Below are 18674 nucleotides of genomic sequence, written 5' to 3' on the forward strand. Positions count from 1 at the left end.
AAAAGCAAAAAGCCCCGGTATAGGAACCGGGGAAACAGGGTGGGACGAGTTTGGCGCGTGCCCGTATAACCAAACTCTCCCCAAGCCTCACCTAAGACTCACGCTCTTAGGTAAAGGATGCTGCTATTGAAGTTTGGCTCCTTGTGCTGCCCAATCACCGATAAGCGTACGTTCGTCATCTGTCATTTGGGTGAGGTTTCCAAGTGGCATGACTTTCGTTGTTACGGTTTGAGCGATAATTCTTGGTACATTGGCTTTGATCTCTTCAGGTGTATCCAAGATGACCCCGGCTGGTGCGGCAGCAAAGGCAGCATGAGTCGGTGAAGCTGAATGACACACCGAACAGCGCTCTTGAATGACTTGGTTGATGGTCTCAAAGCGAATGCCTGCGTCCGAAGATGCTGGCGCATTAGTGGCTGCTGTTTGCTGAACTTGAGCACCATTGTCAGATTCCACAGCTCCTGCCGCAATTTTTTCCACGACTGGTGTCGCTTCTACACTGCTTTGCACCTGCTCAACCACTGGCGCTTTCGCGACTGGAGTCGGTGTCATCTGCTTTTTCGCGTAAGGTGAGGTCACGAACGCAAGCGTAATCATACCGAGTGCAGCCACTGGCACTGTCCAAGCAAACTTCTGACTGCCATGTCGGGTATTAAAGTAGTGACGAACCAAGATACTGAATACCGCCAAACCAGCTAGAATCAACCAGTTGTACTTCGAACCATACGTACTCGGGAAGTGGTTACTGATCATGATGAACAACACTGGTAGCGTCATGTAGTTATTGTGACGAGAACGCAGTAAGCCTTTCGCTGGAAGTGCTGGATCAGGTTCGCGCTTCTCTTCAATCGCTTTCACTAGGTTACGCTGCGCTGGCATGATGACGCGGAATACGTTACCCACCATGATGGTACCGATGATCGCACCAACATGAATGTAAGCACCACGGCCACTAAACACTTGAGTCAAGCCGTAAGTCGCGGCCACCAGCATTACGAACAACACAATACCAAGCAGTACCGGCGTCTTACCTAATGGAGAGTCACATAACAGGTCGTAAATAAACCAACCAGCGACAAAAGAACCAATACCAATCGCGATTGCAGTCGTCGAATCAAGGCCTGAGCCCGGTGCGATCAGGTAAATCTCGGCATTCAGGTAATAGACAACTCCAAGTAGACACACACCTGTTATCCAAGTGAAGTAAGCTTCCCACTTAAACCAGTGAAGGTGTTCTGGCATCTCTGGTGGCGCAAGCTTGTACTTTTCAAGGTGATAGATACCACCACCGTGAATCGCCCATAAATCACCAGATAGGCCTGTTTTGGGGTTTACTCTGTTTAGGTTATTTTCAAGCCAAACAAAGTAAAATGATGCGCCGATCCATGCGACACCAACGATCATGTGAATCCAGCGAATCGCCAAATTCAACCATTCTGTAATATGCGGATCCATAATAAACTCCTGTATCACAGCGCATTTTCAACGCGCTGCTCTTCCTTATTGTTGTCCGTCGGCAGATCTTCCAAGTGCAGTGCCACAAGGTCGCTATCAAAATAAACCTCATCACAGTTATGGCCTTCACCGCCTCTATCCACAATCAAGAATTGGTCTTGATCGGTAAGCGCGAGAACGGGATGGTGCCACACACCTTTGTGATAGTTCACTCCTTGGCGGCCATTGCTGAGAAAAGCTCGGCAGCTGGCTAATGTCGGATTTTCGCCCTTTGGCGCGACAACAATTAAATAGGGTTGACCAAGTAATGGAACGAATGCCTGAGAGCCAAGTGGGTGACGCTCTAACATCTCGATAGTCAATGGGTACTTCAGCGGAGTGGCTTGGAAGATGCTGATGATGGCTTCTCCGCCTTGGTCTTGCACATCCGTTGCCGCAAGCTTGTGGTAGCGACGGGTTGACCCATTGTTGATCATAAAAAAATCACTGTTATCAGACTCGATAACATCGCCAAACTCAGCAAACGCTTGTTTGGTTAACGGTTCGATCACTAAACGACGTATTCCATTACTCATACTCATTTCCTTACCTATTTCGCTTTAGTACCAAATAGACGTAAACGACTGATACCGCCATCTGGGAAGATGTTGGCACGTACGTGTGTCACCGCACCAAGATCGTTCACCTCGGAAATGAATTCGTGAATATTGTGGGCAGACAGCTTTTGTGCCGGTAGAAGCTCGCGCCAGAATAGACTTTGCGTCTCGACTTGGTCGTCGGTACCACCTTTCACATACGCCGCTTGAATTGAACAACTGTCTGGAAAGTTACCTTTAAAGTGCGCAGTATCAACAACGATACGTTCGATGTTTCCCGGGTGGCCTAACGCAACAATCACCCAATCGTTACCCGGTGTACGACGACGTGCTGTTTCCCAGCCATCGCCCATGTTTTCACCGCGGCCAGGGCCAAGAATGTTTGCTTTATTACCGTAGTGCTCATCACTACACGCCAGTGCGCGTCCGCCATGTTCAACCGCTGCAAGGTCAATTTGCTGTTGTGCATCGATCGCATCCCAATCGACACTAGGACGACCGAAAACGCGCAGACGTGCAACACCGCCATCTGGATAAATGTTTAGACGCAGGTGCGTAAATACTTGTTCACTTTCAATCTCTTCAAGATGATGATGATCGCCTTGCAGAGCAATAGAAGGAAGGATCTCTTGCCACTCAGTAGAGTCTGTTGGCTCGCCTTGTGGTGAATAGCATGCATCAATCGATGCAGAAGGCGGGAAGTTACCTGTGAAGAATGAAGTATCGATATCAACGCCCGCAATCGTGCCTGCTAGACCAAGGCGAATCACACAGTAGTCATAACCTTCGCCACGCTTACGGCGACTTTCCCAACCGTCCATCCATTTACCGTTGTCATCGTATAGGTCATCTTTCCATACTGGTGCTGCGTGGCTGAGTAGGCGGCTTTTGTCAGCAAAGAAATCGTCCGTGGCGAAGATCGCTTCCGCACCGAGTTTTTCGTCTGCTAGGTTTATGTACTGTTCAAATTTATGGGTCATGTCCGTGTAATCCTATGAAATTAATAAAGTAATAATAAAATGAGAACTTAATGATTCAGTGGCTGACTGCTCAGCGCCTGGCGGATTAAGTTGGTTCTGAAATAGCTGCTAACTCCGTTAACCTACATATCCCAGAGACGAAACATTGCGATCTTGTTGATCTCTTGTATCGCCGTAGCAAACTCAGTTTCACTATCATTTCCTAATCGCATCTCGAACGACTCAAGAATTTGGTAACGATTGGCTCCCTTTACCGCCATGATAAAAGGGAAGTTGAAGCGACTTTTGTAGCTGTTGTTATAAGAAGTGAATTTTTCAAATTCTTCGGCGCTGCATTTATCGATGCCCGCCCCCGCTTGTTCCTTAGTAGACGACTCTGTGAGTTCGCCATTTACTGCTGCTCGACCGGCTAAGTCTGGGTGAGCATTGATCAAAGCCAACTGCTTGCCGTGGTCGGCTTGCAAAAGCGTGGATGCCATCTTCAAGTGAAGATTCTCGATATGATCATCTTCTGCATTTAAGCCTTGGTCATACACTGCTTCTGCCACCCAAGGGCTGTGCTCGTACACATCGGCAAAATGGGCGACAAATTCATCGCGATCCATTTTTGTGGGTTGGCATGATCGAAATACTGTCACTGTTAGCCTCCTTGCTATTGCTCTCTTTGCTTGTGTTGTTTTTATCGTTGTGAGTTGTTACTGCTTTCCTAGTCCACTATCCCGTTTTATACGGATGGTGTTCATGCCAGTGATTGGCAATATCGATACGGCGACATAGCCACACGTTGTCGTGTTGTTTTACGTAATCTAGAAAACGTCTCAGTGCCATGATTCGCCCCGGACGCCCAACCAATCGGCAGTGAAGCCCAACCGACATCATTTTCGGTGCGGTTTCACCTTCCATATAAAGAGCGTCAAAGGTGTCTTTTAGGTATTGGAAAAACTGTTCACCAGAGTTGAAGCCCTGCGCTGTCGAAAAGCGCATATCGTTCACATCTAGGGTGTAAGGGATCACCAGTTGAGGACGCCCAGTCTCGGTATGCCAGTATGGTAGATCGTCATCGTAGGCATCAGAGTCGTACAAAAAGCCCCCCTCTTCTGCGACAAGTCGGCGCGTATTTGGACCCGTTCGACCTGTGTACCAGCCGAGTGGACGTTGGCCTGTCACTTGCTGGATGATCTCTATCGCTTTCACCATATGGTCGCGCTCTTCAGACTCATCAATGTATTGATAGTCAATCCAGCGGTAGCCGTGGCTACAAATCTCATGGCCCGCTTCCATCATCGCTTTGGCGACATCTGGGTGACGTTCGATAGCCATAGCCACAGCAAAGACGGTTAGAGGGATTTCATATTCATCAAATAGGCGAAGTACGCGCCACACTCCAGCTCGACTGCCATATTCGTAAATCGATTCCATACTGATGTGACGTTCACCCTTGATCGGTTGTGCTGATGGGATCTCTGAGAGAAATGCTTCTGACTCATCATCACCATGCAATAGACAACGTTCGCCGCCTTCTTCGTAGTTCAATACAAAGGAGACCGCGACACGCGCATTACCCGGCCATTGAGGATTTGGAGGGGTAGCGCCATACCCGATCAAATCTCTTGAATAATCCTTATTCATCCAAGTACTCCTAACATTAGTGTTTGGTTTAGTCGCTCACCCACAGTTTTCCTCTTTGAGTTAGAAACCACGAGCAACCTCACCCCATACACTCATTGTATACAATAATTTATCTTAATGTAAAGATTTCGTTATTAAAGTTAAATTAAGCAACACAAATCATTTAATAACAACAACTTAAGTAATTATGGTGCAAGTTTTTATTGATTACGCACAGACTTGGTGCATCAAAAAATCGATTTAAAGTTAACATTTTTGCTACAATTGACTTTACTAATTGTATACAGTTCGTTCATAGTTAGTGCTGACAAAGTGAACAGGCTTTCAGTTTGTCAGGCAAAAAAACCGCAGATGAAACACAGCATAAGGACAGGACGCGACAACGCGCCGTGAAGGATTATGGGAAGATTAACAACACACGTTTTAGATACCACCCACGGCCTACCTGGAGCAGAGATCAAGGTAGAGCTTTACAAGGTGAATGAAGACTCAACTGAAAAATTGGCAACGGTTATGACCAACTCCGACGGCAGGACAGATGCACCGATTCTTGCTGGTAACAACTTCCTCCCAGGCAAGTATCAGTTGGTGTTTTATGTAGCAGATTATTACAAAAGCAAAGGCATCGAACTTGATGGCGTGCCTTTCTTAGACGATGTCGTGATTCGCTTCGGCCTCGATGATCCGAATGCGCATTATCACGTCCCTCTTTTAGTATCCCCTTACAGCTTCTCGACATATCGCGGAAGTTAACCTCAAAAAACCGCGTATAAAGGAATTTTAGCCGCACTTAATTTTTGCTGGGCCGTCGCTGACCACTACTGTCAGCGAGCTTGGTCAGGCTTGTTCGTGCCCAAAAAAAGAGAAATCATCTTAAACATATGAAACCTTAATATTGAAATCTCGCTGTATTCAATACATGGATCACAACATAAAAGGACTTGCTGACATGAGTGAGAGTAAAACTGAAATACTCAACCAAGATGCGAATAACGGAATTTTAGAGAAGTTTTTTAAAATTAAGGCCCACGGAAGCAGTGTAAAAAATGAATTGGTTGGTGGCGTGACCACTTTCGCAACCATGGCTTACATTATCTTCGTTAACCCACAGATCATGGCGGCATCTGGCATGGATTCTGGCGCTGTGTTCGTTGCAACCTGTATTGGTGCAGCGATTGGCTGTCTGTTAATGGGACTGTTTGCTAACTGGCCGGTTGGCCTTGCTCCGGGTATGGGCCTCAACGCCTTCTTCTCGTTCACAGTGGTGAGTGAAATGGGCTACAGCTGGGAGGTAGCGCTTGGGGCGGTATTTATCTCTGGTGTGCTATTTGTCGGGATGAGCTTCTACAAGGTTCGTCAATGGATTATAGAGAGCATTCCAGAGAGTTTACGTTACTCCATGACCGCTGGTGTTGGTCTATTCTTGGGTCTGATCGGTCTTAAAACAGCAGGTATTGTCGTCGAAAACCCAGCAACTTTGGTTTCGCTTGGTGATTTCACTAAGCCAGAAGCACTGCTCGCGGCTATCGCATTCCTTATCATCGCGGTGCTGAGTGAGCGTAAAGTCTTTGGTGCAGTACTAATTGGTATTTTGAGTGTAACGCTTATCGGCATGATGTTAGGTCTAGTGCAATACAACGGCTTCTTCGCAGCGCCGCCAAGCTTAGCACCAACCTTTATGGCAATGGACATCGCAGGCGCACTGAATGTCTCTATGATCAGCGTTATCTTAGCCTTCCTCTTTGTAAACATGTTCGACACCGCGGGTACTTTAATGGGTGTTGCAGAACGTGCACATCTAACCAACCCTGAAACGGGCAAGATTGAAGGTCTGAGCAAAGCGCTAAAAGCCGACAGTATTTCGAGTGTTGCCGGGGCTTGTGTGGGTTGTCCACCAGTAACCAGTTACGTCGAGAGTGCTGCAGGTGTGGCAGCAGGTGCTCGTACTGGCCTTTCTGCCATTGTGGTGGGCGCGCTGTTCCTAGCTGCGATCTTCCTATCGCCACTTGCTGGTATGATCCCGGCTTACGCAACGTCTGGCGCACTGATCTACGTAGCATTTGTGATGATGAGCAGCATGCAGCACGTTGATTGGAAAGATTTCACTAACGCTGCACCAGCGGCAATCACTGCGTTAATGATGCCACTCACATTTTCAATCGCAAATGGGATTGCGCTTGGCTTTATCACTTACACGGTATTAAAACTGGCAACCGGCAAAACCAAAGATGTCTCTATCTCGATGTACTTCTTAGCGGTTATCTTCATCGCTAAATTGGTGTTCATTGGCTAATTTTCGGTGCCTTAGTTAACTACCATTGAGTCACGCACTTTGAACGCTTGGTTTAATAATCAAGCCAAGCGTTCTAATCAAATGTTAAGAAAGCTAACTGTACGGAACCCACGACGTATTTAAACGCGTTATACCTCGTACACCTTTTTTATGACCCTACGCAGTTTGTAGAAGTCATTATTTGACTGTCATTCGCTTGTGAACATAAAAACAAGCAGAGGAATATCAAATGAAACTTCTGTATACCCTAAATGAAAGACCCCCTCACGGGCTCACCCTGCTACTTGCTCTGCAACATATGCTAGCCTCCATTGGCGGCATCGTTGCAGTACCACTGATTGTTGGCGCGTCCATTGGTTTGCCCAGCACTGAAATCGTCTCGCTCATTAACGCGGCTTTGCTGGCATCGGGGATCGTCACCGTCGCCCAATGTCTTGGTTTTGGCCCAATTGGTATCCGTTTACCCGTAGTGATGGGCTCCAGCTTCGCCTTTCTCGGCGTCGCGATCTCTATTGGTAATGAAGGTGGCGTGAGTGCAATTATGGGCTCAGCCCTGATCGGCTCCTTCGTGGTGATTGCAGCCAGCTTTTACATGGATAAGGTAAGGAAACTGTTCCCTACCGTGGTAAGTGGTGTAGTGGTTACTCTTATCGGGCTAACCATTTTACCGGTTGCCATGAATTGGGTCGGAGATTCGCCTGCCAACAGTGAACAATTCGCCACACTGCCGAAACTCTTTTTAGCTCTGGTCTCTTTAGGCATTGTGGTTTGCGTTTCCGTTTACTGCAAAGGCGCAGTCGCTGCCTCCGCGATCGTGATCGGCCTTGCGGGCGGTTACATCGTGGCACTATCACTTGGCATGGTAAACCTAGACCAAATTAGCTCTGCTGCTTGGATTGGTGGTCCTGAACCTTTCAAATATGGCTTCACATTCTCAATGAGCGCCATCATTAGTATGAGCTTGGTGTACATCGTGGTTATTGCTGAAGCAACAGGTGACTTTATGGCGCTTGGCAACAACTGCCAAACCCAAGTCAGCGGTAAAGACCTAAAACGCGGTCTGCTGGGCGATGGACTTGGTAGTACGCTTTCTTCGATTCTCACCGCTATGCCGCTCGCTTCGTTCAGCCAGAATGTAGGCATCGTCGGTATCACTGGGGTTGCCAGTCGCTATGTAGTTGCTGCAACAGGTGGTTTGCTGATCCTCGGTGGTCTGTTTCCGAAACTCGCCGCCATTGCCGTCACTATCCCTAAGCCAGTATTAGGGGGCGTGGGTTTTGTTATGTTCGGTATGATTGCCTACGCGGGTATTCGTATGTTGATAAAAGCTGCGGACACTAAACGAAACGCGCTAGTGATCTGTGTCGGTCTGGCTTCTGGGCTTGCGGTAACCTTCGAACCACGACTGCTACAGCACTTACCTCATGATTTAGCGAACTTCCTACACTCTGGCATTACGACGGGGACAATCATGACGGTTTTGCTGAATCTTATTCTACCTAAATCTTCACGAGCTGAAGAGCAAGAAGCACTCGCCGAAAGCCAAGCTCAAGTTGAGCTAGAGATGCAAGAGCAAGCTGAAATGCTAGAACAGGCAGAACTTGAAGAGAACGCAGAACTACAGCAAAAAGAACAAACTGAAACAACAGAAGTTAAGGCAAACTAAACGCCTTAGATTGGCTAGTGGTTTCAGGCTTAACTGATTTGAGTTCATGAGAAATCCGAGCACTTAGAGCAGTTAAAGAAGCATACAGCAGTGGGTTGAGAAACGCGCTGCTCCATAAACCCTTATCGTTAACAATACAAAACCAAAGACCCTCTTCCCTGAAAAGGCTGAGATGGCTAAGGACTATTATGAATGGAAACCATCTGGATTAAGAATCCACTCGCAATTTACACTGGCACAAGTACCGATGCACAAGGCGGACTCGTCGTCAGAGGTAATACCATTGTCGAGTTAGTAGGCAAACATCAAGAACCAACTATCCCTGTCGACTACAGTGTTGATGCCTCGCGTCATGTTGTCACACCAGGGCTGATTAACGCCCACCATCACTTCTATCAAACTCTTACTCGTGCCTACCCTGGCGCGCTCAACAAAGAGCTTTTTCATTGGCTGAAAAGTTTGTACCCAGTTTGGGCAAACCTCGATGCCGAAATGATGAGTCTCGCCACTGAGCTGGCCTTGGTCGAACTGATGATGTCTGGTTGCACCACGGCTTCCGACCACCATTACCTACTTCCTAACGGGCTTGAACACGCCATTGACTTGCAAGTCGAAGCTGCCGAAAAGCTCGGTGTTAGGGCTATCTTTACTCGCGGCTCAATGAGTTTAGGAGAAGATGAAGGTGGGCTACCTCCAAGGCACACCATCCAGACTGAGCAAACCATCATCGATGATAGCCAGCGCTTGATCCGAGACTACCATCAGCGAGATGAAGGTGCGATGATTCAAATTGCCCTTGCGCCGTGCTCACCATTCTCGGTCACCACAGATTTGATGAAAGAGACAGCTCGAATTAGCGAGCGTGAAAACGTGATGATGCACACTCACCTATGCGAGACCCTTGATGAAGAGGATTTCTGTATTGAAAAATTTGGGTTGCGTCCGGTCGATTATCTCGAAGATGTGGGTTGGCTCAATGACCGAACTTGGTTAGCTCACGGTATCCACTTCAATCCGGAAGAGATAAAACGTTTAGGGGCGGCAGGCGTTGGTATCAGCCATTGTCCAACATCGAACATGATGCTTGCTTCAGGCATATGTAAGAACAACGACCTTGAAGCCGCTGGCGTGAAAGTCGGTCTCGGTGTTGATGGTTCGGCCTCGAATGATGGTTCGAATATGATTGCCGAAGTGCGAATGGCAATGTATCTACAAAGGCTACAGTACGGCTCTGCCAATGTCTCGCACTTTGATGCACTTCGCTGGGCAACATCGGGGTCTGCACGTGCAATGGGCCGTACCGATATCGGTACTCTTGAGGTTGGCAAACAAGCCGATATCGCTATGTTCAAGCTTGATGATATTCGTTTCTCTGGCAGTCACGATCCGCTCGCCGCACTGCTTTTGTGTGGTGCCCAACAAGCAGACAAAGTGATGATAGCCGGACAGTGGCGTGTCAACGATGGCGCAGTGATAGGTGTCGATATGGAACATCTCATGCACCGCCACCACGCCGCCGCAATGAGGCTTGGTAAGCTGGCAATGAGTGCCTAACCAAGTGTCGCTGCTATTACAAATTTGAGGCCTGCAATTGCAGGCCTTGTTTTTGAATTGAAATAGATTAGCTTTTTACGCCACACCCTTTTATCACCAACTGTGTGATGAATTTAGCGGCGTCTTCATAGTCTTGGTCATCGAGTTGGTCTTTTTTCATCACACTGCAAATCTGCCAGCCGAAATCAGCATAGGTTTGAGTCGCGGCCCAGATAGTGAACATTAGGTGATGTGCAGGCACGTTGTCCATCAGCCCTTGTGCAGACCAAGTAGCAAACTTGTCGATGATCATCTGGGATTGTTTATAAAGCTCATCACCAATCTCTTTTGGTAATACTTTGGCACCCGACATCACTTCATTGGCAAACACTTTGGAGGCGTGTGGGTGATCACGAGAGATAATTAACTTGGTTTGGATGTATTGAGACAGTGCCTCAACAGGATCATCGAGCTCTTCAATTGGACGAGAGGCTTCCAACAAGGGTTGCGTCACCGACTCCAATACCGCGTTGTAGAGCTTGTCTTTTGAACTGAAGTAATAGAATACGTTAGGCTTTGGAATATCAGCAGCTTTGGCAATATCAACCATTTTGGTCGCAGCATAACCGTGCATCGCGAACTGCTCACACGCCACTTGAATGATTAAGTCTTGGTTCTTCTGCCTGATCTTAGACATATCATATCCCTACAACCGATTGATTTAGCTTTAGTGTCCTACGATACAAATAACTTTGACCGCCCCTTTATTGTGCATGAGACGGCCAATCGATTGGTTCATATATTTTAATAAATGAGAGGGAGGTTAACTTTAAAGTATCAAAATCGCTCGAAAGTCGTTTACATTGGTCAGTGTCGGCCCCGTTGTTAGTAGCACATCAACCTTGTCAAAGAAGTCATAACTATTATTAGCATCTAAATAAGTTTCCGCTTTCAAAGACAGTGCCTCACTCTGTTGCCACGTATTCGGCGTGATCCAAGCCCCTGCGTTATCTTCAACCCCATCAATACCGTCGGTGTCCGCCGCCAGTGCGTAGATGTTGTCATGCCCTTTGAGTTCATTGAATAAACTTAACAAAAATTCACAGTTACGCCCGCCTCTACCATTGCCCTTAACGGTTACCGTCGTTTCTCCACCTGAAAGTAATACGCAAGGCGTCTTAAAAGGGTGCTGTCGGCTAGCCACTTGTTTCGCCAGCGCAGCATGCACCTTAGCGACCTCCCTCGCTTCGCCCTCAATGCAATCACTTAAAATATACGCAGGAACTCCTAACCCTTCAGCTTCCGCAGCGGCAGACTCTAACGCTGACATCGGGGTCGCGATAATATGGTGTTCAGCGCTCTTCCAACATGAGTCGTCAGGTTTGATGGTCTCCGATTCTGGATTATTGAGCCACTCAAATACTGACGTTGGCATATCAATTCGATAACGCTCTAAGATGGCGAGTGCATCAAAGCGAGTCGTAGTATCTGGAACGGTTGGACCCGATGCAATCACACTGATGTCATCACCGGGTACATCTGAGATAGCCAATGAAACTACTCTTGCAGGATAGGCCGCTTTAGCAAGACGCCCGCCTTTGATCAGCGATAGGTGTTTACGTACACAGTTCATCTCATCAATTGCAGCGCCAGACTTAAGCAGAGCTTTGTTGATCTGTTGCTTCTCAGCAAGAGTGATATTACCACCGGGCAGACTCAGCAGTGCCGAACCTCCGCCTGACAATAAGCAGATCACTGTGTCATCTCCACTTAAGTTCTTCACCAATTTCAGCATTCGCTGGCTCACTTCTAGCCCCATTTCATCGGGTACTGGGTGCGCCGCTTCGATGACTTCAATGTGCTCGCAGGGTGCGGTATGTTCGTAACGAGTAACCACTAGACCTTCGAGTTCTCGAAGTGCGAGGTCGTGCTTTTTCTTATCGCGCCATACAGCTTCTAACTCTGCTGCCATCGACGCAGCCGCTTTACCCGCACCGATCACCACCGTACGTCCAGCCTGATTGGAGGAGCGATAAAAAATAGATTCAGAAAGAAAAGGTTCGATGTGGTTTCGAGGTAGCGCTTCATTAACTGCGCTAGAGAAAAGGGTATGTAAAAACTGTTTAGCATCGATGTCCATCAGCCACTCCTTAGTCGACGGAATAAAAAAAGAACCCTAATACAAGAACATAGGTGCCTGCTAAGAAATAAGTTGGAAAGGAACAACTTCAACCTCTGCCTTATATTAGGAACGCGCATAAAAGGAGACGAAACTACGCGATTTATAAACAAACTGCTTGAGCCTGTGAGGTCGGCCACCCACCCTGGAGAAGTGGCAGCCTAAGTTCGTTACTCTGGTTTCATGAAACATGCATTCAATACCAGAGTAACGAATAGATTTACCCTAAATCGGGTACTATCGGATTGAGTGATCCGAGCGTTTTTCAATGGCTTGAATGAGTGCTGAGTGATCCCAACCTTCACCGCCCATATCAGCACACTCACCAAACAGTTGTTGAGCCGTCGCCGTATTCGGCAGTGAGACACCTAATTCTTCGGCACCAGTCAGTGCAAGGTTAAGGTCTTTCTGATGCAGCGAGATTCTAAAGCCCGGGTCAAAGGTTCCCTCTACCATGCGCTCACCATGCACTTCCAAGATCTTAGAGTTAGCAAAACCACCCAACAGCGCCTGACGCACGCGAGCAGGATCGGCCCCCGCTTTAGAGGCAAACACCAATGCCTCAGAGACAGCTTCAATGTTTAACGCTACGATAATTTGGTTAGCGACTTTACACGTTTGGCCTGCGCCATTATCACCCACCAAGGTAATGTTCTTGCCCATCACTTCAAATAGAGGTCGCGCCTTATCAAAAGCAGCCTGTTCACCGCCAACCATGATGGTCAGTGTTGCATTGATAGCACCCACTTCGCCCCCTGATACTGGAGCATCAAGATAGGACGCGCCGCCCTCGTTAATACGAGCAGCGATAGCTTTGGTGGCGATAGGCGAGATCGAGCTCATATCAATCACCAGCTTTCCAGCCGCACCACCTGCAGTAAGGCCTTGCTCTACGCCGTTGTCACCAAACAGAACATCTTCAACTTGAGGTGTGTTTGGCACCATTAGAATGATCACATCGGCCTGCTCTGCCACTTCCGCAGGTGAGTGGTAAACCGTTGCACCAGCAGCGACAAGATCAGCAGGTGCCGGGTTGTAGTGGTCTGAAAGAAGGATTTCGTGGCCAGCTTTTTGAAGGTTGCTTGCCATTGGTTTGCCCATGATACCTGTACCAATAAATGCAATTTTAGACATGTTGTTCTCCTTAACGTTTTAAGATAACCAGACGCAATTAACGGTACTGGTGTAGCCAACCAAGGCCTTCTGTAGTGGTCGTTTTCGGTTTGTACTCACAGCCAACCCAACCTTGATAGCCCAGTTCATCTAGATAGTTGAGCACAAATGGGTAGTTGATCTCCCCCGTTCCCGGCTCATGACGACCCGGGTTGTCAGCCAATTGGACGTGAGCTATCTGACCAATGTTCTGCTGCATAGTTGGCGTAAGATCACCTTCCATGATCTGCATGTGGTAGATGTCGTATTGAATCGAGAGGTTGTCGCTCCCGACTTCTTTAATGATCGCTTTCGCCTGTTCCGTGGTGTTGAGGAAGAAGCCCGGAATGTCGCGCGTGTTGATCGCTTCAATCACTAAACTGATTCCTTCAGCCGCCAGTGCGTTTGCCGCGTAGTGAAGGTTAATCACGAACGCAGAGTGCGCCTCTTGCGGAGTCACCCCTTGTGGCACGATTCCCGCTAAGCAGTTCACCTGTTTGCAACCTAGCGCTTTGGCGTATTCTATTGCTTTCGGCACTCCCGCTTGGAACTCTTCAACTCTTGCAGGGTCAACCGCAATACCTCGGTCACCCGCCTCCCAATCACCAGCCGGCAAGTTAAACAGCACCTGTTCTAGGTTGTACTCAACCAACTTCTGTTTGATCGCTTGCGCGTCAAAAGCATATGGGAATAGATATTCGACGCCTTGAAACCCTGCGTCGGCAGCCGCTTCAAAACGATCCATAAAATCCACTTCCGTGAATAACATTGACAAATTAGCCGCAAATTTCGCCATGACTCTGTCCTTCTTATCTGTATTCTTTGGGCACTAAGCCTGTGCCTATTGACGTTCCGTTAAGCGACTATCGGCTTAACGGAAACACATTATTTGTGCGCAAGCGCGGTCGGCGCGTCTTCGCGAGTCTCCGCTAGCGGCTCAAACTCGTTGATGGCATTGATCTCAACACCCATCGAAATGTTGGTCACTCGCTCAAGAATCAATTCCACAACGACTGGCACTTTATGTTTGTTCATAAGCGCTTTAGCTTGTTCAAACGCCGGCGCAATTTGCTCTGGTTCGCGAACTCGAATCGCCTTACAGCCCAAGCCTTCTACAACGGCAACATGGTCTACGCCGTAACCTTCAAGCTCTGGCGCATTCTGGTTATCAAATGCCAACTGTACACAGTAATCGATATCAAACTGACGTTGAGCTTGACGAATCAGACCTAGGTAAGAGTTGTTCACCAACACATGGATATAAGGCAGATTAAACTGTGCACCTACCGCCAACTCTTCAATCATGAATTGGAAATCGTAGTCACCGGAGATAGCCACGATGTCACGATTTGGATCAGCAGCTCGAACACCTAACGCAGCAGGGGTTGTCCAACCTAATGGACCAGCCTGACCACAGTTGATCCAGTGGCGCGGTTTGTACACATGAAGGAACTGAGCCGCAGCAATCTGCGACAGACCTATCGTACTCACGTAACAGGTATCACGGCCAAAAGCTTTGTTCATCTCTTCATAAACACGCATTGGCTTCATCGGTGCTTCTTCGAAATTGGTTTTGCGTAGCATGGTCGCCTTGCGCTGCTGACACTCCCCCGCCCAATCGCTTCGATTTGGCAGTTTGCCTGCATCACGCCACTCTCGAGCGACTTCTACCATCAGCTCTAGGGCGGACTTAGCGTCAGAAACAATGCCTAGATCTGGGCAGAACACTCGACCAATTTGAGTTGGTTCAATATCAACATGCACGAATTTTCGACCTTCGGTGTACACATCCACAGAGCCGGTATGACGGTTTGCCCAGCGGTTACCAACACCGAATACAAAATCCGAGTTAAGCATGGTTTCGTTACCGTAACGGTGGGAGGTTTGTAGCCCTACCATGCCGGCCATCAATTCATGGTCGTCTGGAATCGAACCCCAACCCATCAGCGTTGGAATAACAGGAACACCTGTGATCTCTGCAAACTGCTGAAGAAGTTCAGAGGCACCCGCATTGATCACACCGCCACCAGAAACAATCAATGGCTTCTCCGCCTCCGCCATCATGGCAAGTGCTTTCTCGACTTGTTGTCTGGTTGCCGTTGGCTTGTATGGCTCTAGCGGTTCATAAGAGTCAATATCGAACTCAATTTCCGCCAACTGAACATCTAACGGCAAATCAATAAGAACTGGACCCGGTCGGCCGGAGCGCATCAAATGAAAGGCTTTTTGAAACGCGCGAGGCACTTGTGCTGGTTCGAGTACCGTCGTCGCCCACTTAGTGACAGGCTGAGCGATCGATTCAATATCTACCGCTTGAAAGTCCTCTTTGTGCAACCTAGCTCGCGGGGCCTGACCTGTAATACATAAGATAGGAATAGAGTCAGCCGAGGCTGAATATAGACCGGTAATCATATCCGTTCCCGCAGGGCCAGAAGTACCGATACAGACACCAATATTATCCTGATTGGTGCGAGTATATCCTTCTGCCATATGCGAAGCGCCTTCTACATGACGAGCTAGAACGTGATCAATACCACCAAGCTTTTTCATCGCCGCATACATAGGGTTAATTGCTGCGCCCGGAACACCAAATGCGATGTCTACTCCTTCACGTTTAAGCACTTCAACCGCTGCTTCAATCGCTTTCATAATTGCCATTCGAACCTCCAGTTCAGATTGTATACAATTAAATAAACTTTTGTGTACTATGAGCCATTCTCAGCATTTATCAAGTCCGATCTGAAACATTTTTGTTACATCAAACGCGCGTTTTAAGTGAGCACTAACCACGAAAAGCTTACAATTCATTGCTTTACATAAAATATCTTCACATAAAAATAAATTGCAAATATCTCTAATGATAATTAAATGTTAAATAGGCTTTGATTGTTTACAGTTTTTGCCATATAAATAAACTTAAAAATAGAACTTTGTATACAAAATTACATCATATTGTTCAAAGGAGACAGACAATGATGAATGACGTAAAAGAGAGAGAAGAGGCTTTGTGTATGCAGGTACTTGGCAATATGGACAACGCTGAGTACAAAAAGATCCTGTCTAAAGATGCTTTGATCTTCTTAGAAGCACTGGTGAAAAAGTTTGGAGAGCGCCGTCAAAACCTGCTAACTGACCGCGAAGCTAAACAAGCCCAATTCGATGCGGGTGCATTGCCTGATTTCAGAGACGATACGGCAGCGATTCGTGACGACAAAACGTGGAAGGTCGCGACACCGCCACCAGAACTATTAGACCGCCGCGTTGAGATCACCGGTCCTATTGAACGTAAGATGGTCATCAATGCGCTTAACTCCGGCGCTAAAGTTTTCATGTGTTGCTTTGAAGACGCTTCATCTCCGACTTGGGAGAATATGGTCGACGGTCAAATCAACCTTAGAGATGCCAACCTTGGCACCATCAGTTACTACGATGAAAAGAAACAGAAGAACTACCAACTGGTGAATAACCCTGCGCTGTTGATCGCGCGCCCACGTGGTATTCACCTTCCAGAGCAGTCTATCCAGTTTAACAACCAACCGATAGCTGGCTGTTTAATGGATTTCGCTCTCTACTTTTTCCATAACTATCAATCACGTGCAGAGCAAGGCTTAGGTGTTTATTACTACATTCCAAAGCTTGAAAGCATGGAAGAAGCGCAATGGTGGGACGATATCTTCAGCTTCACCGAGCAATATTTCAAAGTACCAAAAGGCACGATTCGAGCAACGGTATTGATAGAGACACTTCCAGCTGTATTCCAGATGGATGAAATTCTTTATGCGATGCGTGACCACATTGTTGCAATGAACTGCGGCCGTTGGGACTACATTTTCAGCTACATCAAAACATTAAAGAACCACCAAGATCGTATTCTGCCAGATCGTCACGGTATCGGTATGGATCAAGAGTTTCTTAATGCCTACAGCCAACTGCTAGTGAGAACCTGTCATGCTCGTGGCGCGCTGGCGATGGGCGGCATGTCGGCATTTATCCCAGCGAAAGATCCTGCCGAGATGGAGCGCGTTACCGCCAAGGTTATTGAAGACAAGCAGCGAGAATCTAAAAACGGTCATGACGGGACTTGGGTCGCGCACCCAGCACTGGTTGACCTTGCGATGTCTGAGTTCAACAAACATCTAGATGGTAAGGTCAACCAAATCGACTTCCAAAGCCCACAACATGAGATCAGTGCAGAGCTTCTGCTGAAGCCTTGTGAGGGAACCCGCGACGAAGCAGGCGTGCGTAAGAACATTCGTATCGCTCTCTACTACATCGAAGCATGGATTCAAGGCCATGGTTGTGTGCCAATTTATGGACTGATGGAAGACGCCGCTACGGCTGAGATCTCTAGAGCCAATATTTGGCAATGGATTCACCACGGCGTCACGTTAGACGATGGCCAAACCTTTACTAAAGAACTCTTCCACTCTTGGCTATACCAAGAGCTAGACACCATTAAACAAGAAGTCGGAGAAGCTCGCTATGCTGCAGGTCGATTCGAAGAGACAGCCGATCTCTTCTATCAACTGTCTACAGCAGAAGCGTTCGCCGCCTTCCTAACTTTACCCAGCTATGGGCTACTACAAGCGTCTTGACCTGACGCTTGGCCAACTTGAACTTGTGTCGCTTTAATCCTTAAACGAATCGGGAACAAGTTGGTTTAAGCCCCTGAAAAACAGGAGATAACATGGGAAGTTTGACTCTACAACAAGCGTTAACCATCATAGATGGAACCTTTAAAGCAGGCAGAAAGATCCATACTGAGCCGCTAACCGTTGCGGTTTTAGACAGCGGCGGCAAGCTCATCTCTCTGCAACGTCAGGATGGCTCTAGCATGATGCGACCAGACATCGCCATTGCTAAAGCTTGGGGAGCGCTCGCACTCGGCTGCTCTTCTAGAAAACTCGCCCAAGATGCTGATAACAGACCAGCATTTATCTCCGCAGTCAACGTACTCGCACACGGGAATATGGTGCCTGTACCTGGGGGGCTACTCATCAGAGATAAAGATAGAACCGTACTCGGTGCTATTGGTGTCAGTGGTGATGTCTCGGATATCGACGAAAGCTGCGCGATTAATGGAATTGGCTGTGCAGATCTTTACAGCGATGAGATGCTGCAAGCCTAATGGAATACCGACTTACTGAGTTACCTTTAAACGGGTATCTACTATCAACAAAAAAACCGAAGC

Annotated in this window: 15 protein-coding genes and 2 pseudogenes; 6 read left to right on the plus strand and 11 right to left on the minus strand. The window is 47.7% G+C overall.

All coding sequences use genetic code 11. From position 1 onward, the window contains the following. Nucleotides 1-123 precede the first annotated feature (123 nt). The 6 genes and pseudogenes from AC6I7V_RS16580 to puuE all read right to left on the minus strand — a co-directional run. Nucleotides 124-390, minus strand: a pseudogene (locus AC6I7V_RS16580) (urate hydroxylase PuuD); the annotation flags it as partial. 122 nt (nucleotides 391-512) lie between these two features. Continuing rightward, nucleotides 513-1455 (minus strand): annotated as a pseudogene (locus tag AC6I7V_RS16585) (urate hydroxylase PuuD); the annotation flags it as partial. A gap of 14 nt (nucleotides 1456-1469) precedes the next feature. Then, nucleotides 1470-2030: an ureidoglycolate lyase gene (locus tag AC6I7V_RS16590; RefSeq protein ID WP_032553521.1), complete on the minus strand. Its 561-nt coding sequence runs from the start codon at nucleotides 2028-2030 to the stop codon at nucleotides 1470-1472. A gap of 14 nt (nucleotides 2031-2044) precedes the next feature. Further along, entirely contained in the window at nucleotides 2045-3031 is a 987-nt protein-coding gene (alc, locus tag AC6I7V_RS16595) for an allantoicase (RefSeq protein ID WP_498012299.1), read from the minus strand. Nucleotides 3032-3153: 122 nt separating this feature from the next. Then, a complete protein-coding gene (uraD, locus tag AC6I7V_RS16600) occupies nucleotides 3154-3669 on the minus strand; it encodes a 2-oxo-4-hydroxy-4-carboxy-5-ureidoimidazoline decarboxylase (RefSeq protein WP_150868439.1) in 516 nt (171 codons plus the stop codon). A gap of 76 nt (nucleotides 3670-3745) precedes the next feature. After that, nucleotides 3746-4660, minus strand: a complete 915-nt coding sequence (gene puuE / locus AC6I7V_RS16605) for an allantoinase PuuE (RefSeq protein WP_255232377.1) — start codon at nucleotides 4658-4660, stop codon at nucleotides 3746-3748. 399 nt (nucleotides 4661-5059) lie between these two features. Here puuE and uraH point away from each other — a divergent pair, with 399 nt between their 5' ends. The 4 genes from uraH to AC6I7V_RS16625 all read left to right on the plus strand — a co-directional run bounded on the left by uraH (nucleotide 5060) and on the right by AC6I7V_RS16625 (nucleotide 10173). Further along, entirely contained in the window at nucleotides 5060-5413 is a 354-nt protein-coding gene (gene uraH / locus AC6I7V_RS16610; protein WP_498012300.1) for a hydroxyisourate hydrolase, read from the plus strand. Between the two features lie 196 nt (nucleotides 5414-5609). Continuing rightward, complete coding sequence (locus AC6I7V_RS16615) at nucleotides 5610-6953, plus strand: NCS2 family permease (RefSeq protein WP_498012301.1); 1344 nt, start codon at nucleotides 5610-5612, stop codon at nucleotides 6951-6953. A gap of 229 nt (nucleotides 6954-7182) precedes the next feature. Further along, nucleotides 7183-8619 carry a solute carrier family 23 protein gene (locus tag AC6I7V_RS16620; RefSeq protein ID WP_255232374.1) on the plus strand — a complete coding sequence of 479 codons (1437 nt, stop codon included), beginning with the start codon at nucleotides 7183-7185 and terminating at the stop codon, nucleotides 8617-8619. A 192-nt stretch (nucleotides 8620-8811) separates the two neighbouring features. Then, nucleotides 8812-10173: an 8-oxoguanine deaminase gene (locus AC6I7V_RS16625; RefSeq protein ID WP_255232373.1), complete on the plus strand. Its 1362-nt coding sequence runs from the start codon at nucleotides 8812-8814 to the stop codon at nucleotides 10171-10173. 67 nt (nucleotides 10174-10240) lie between these two features. On the opposite strand, the gene AC6I7V_RS16630 is transcribed toward AC6I7V_RS16625, so the two are convergent. From AC6I7V_RS16630 to gcl, 5 genes are all read right to left on the minus strand, one after another. Beyond that, a complete protein-coding gene (locus tag AC6I7V_RS16630; protein WP_150868421.1) occupies nucleotides 10241-10849 on the minus strand; it encodes a TetR/AcrR family transcriptional regulator in 609 nt (202 codons plus the stop codon). Nucleotides 10850-10981: 132 nt separating this feature from the next. Next, nucleotides 10982-12292 (minus strand): glycerate kinase type-2 family protein, encoded by a 1311-nt coding sequence (locus AC6I7V_RS16635; protein ID WP_498012302.1) that lies wholly within the window; start codon nucleotides 12290-12292, stop codon nucleotides 10982-10984. Nucleotides 12293-12568: 276 nt separating this feature from the next. Beyond that, complete coding sequence (locus AC6I7V_RS16640) at nucleotides 12569-13465, minus strand: 2-hydroxy-3-oxopropionate reductase (protein WP_498012303.1); 897 nt, start codon at nucleotides 13463-13465, stop codon at nucleotides 12569-12571. A gap of 37 nt (nucleotides 13466-13502) precedes the next feature. Further along, nucleotides 13503-14279: a hydroxypyruvate isomerase gene (hyi, locus tag AC6I7V_RS16645; protein ID WP_255232370.1), complete on the minus strand. Its 777-nt coding sequence runs from the start codon at nucleotides 14277-14279 to the stop codon at nucleotides 13503-13505. 89 nt (nucleotides 14280-14368) lie between these two features. After that, a complete protein-coding gene (gene gcl / locus AC6I7V_RS16650) occupies nucleotides 14369-16141 on the minus strand; it encodes a glyoxylate carboligase (RefSeq protein WP_032553539.1) in 1773 nt (590 codons plus the stop codon). A gap of 314 nt (nucleotides 16142-16455) precedes the next feature. Between gcl and aceB the strand changes: the two genes are divergently transcribed. Both aceB and AC6I7V_RS16660 read left to right on the plus strand, forming a co-directional pair. Further along, nucleotides 16456-18078, plus strand: coding sequence for a malate synthase A (aceB, locus tag AC6I7V_RS16655; RefSeq protein ID WP_255232368.1), 1623 nt, complete (start codon nucleotides 16456-16458; stop codon nucleotides 18076-18078). A 92-nt stretch (nucleotides 18079-18170) separates the two neighbouring features. After that, nucleotides 18171-18611 (plus strand): GlcG/HbpS family heme-binding protein, encoded by a 441-nt coding sequence (locus AC6I7V_RS16660; RefSeq protein WP_255232367.1) that lies wholly within the window; start codon nucleotides 18171-18173, stop codon nucleotides 18609-18611. Nucleotides 18612-18674 lie beyond the last annotated feature (63 nt).

Source organism: Vibrio sp. KUL70 (genome assembly GCF_059725515.1).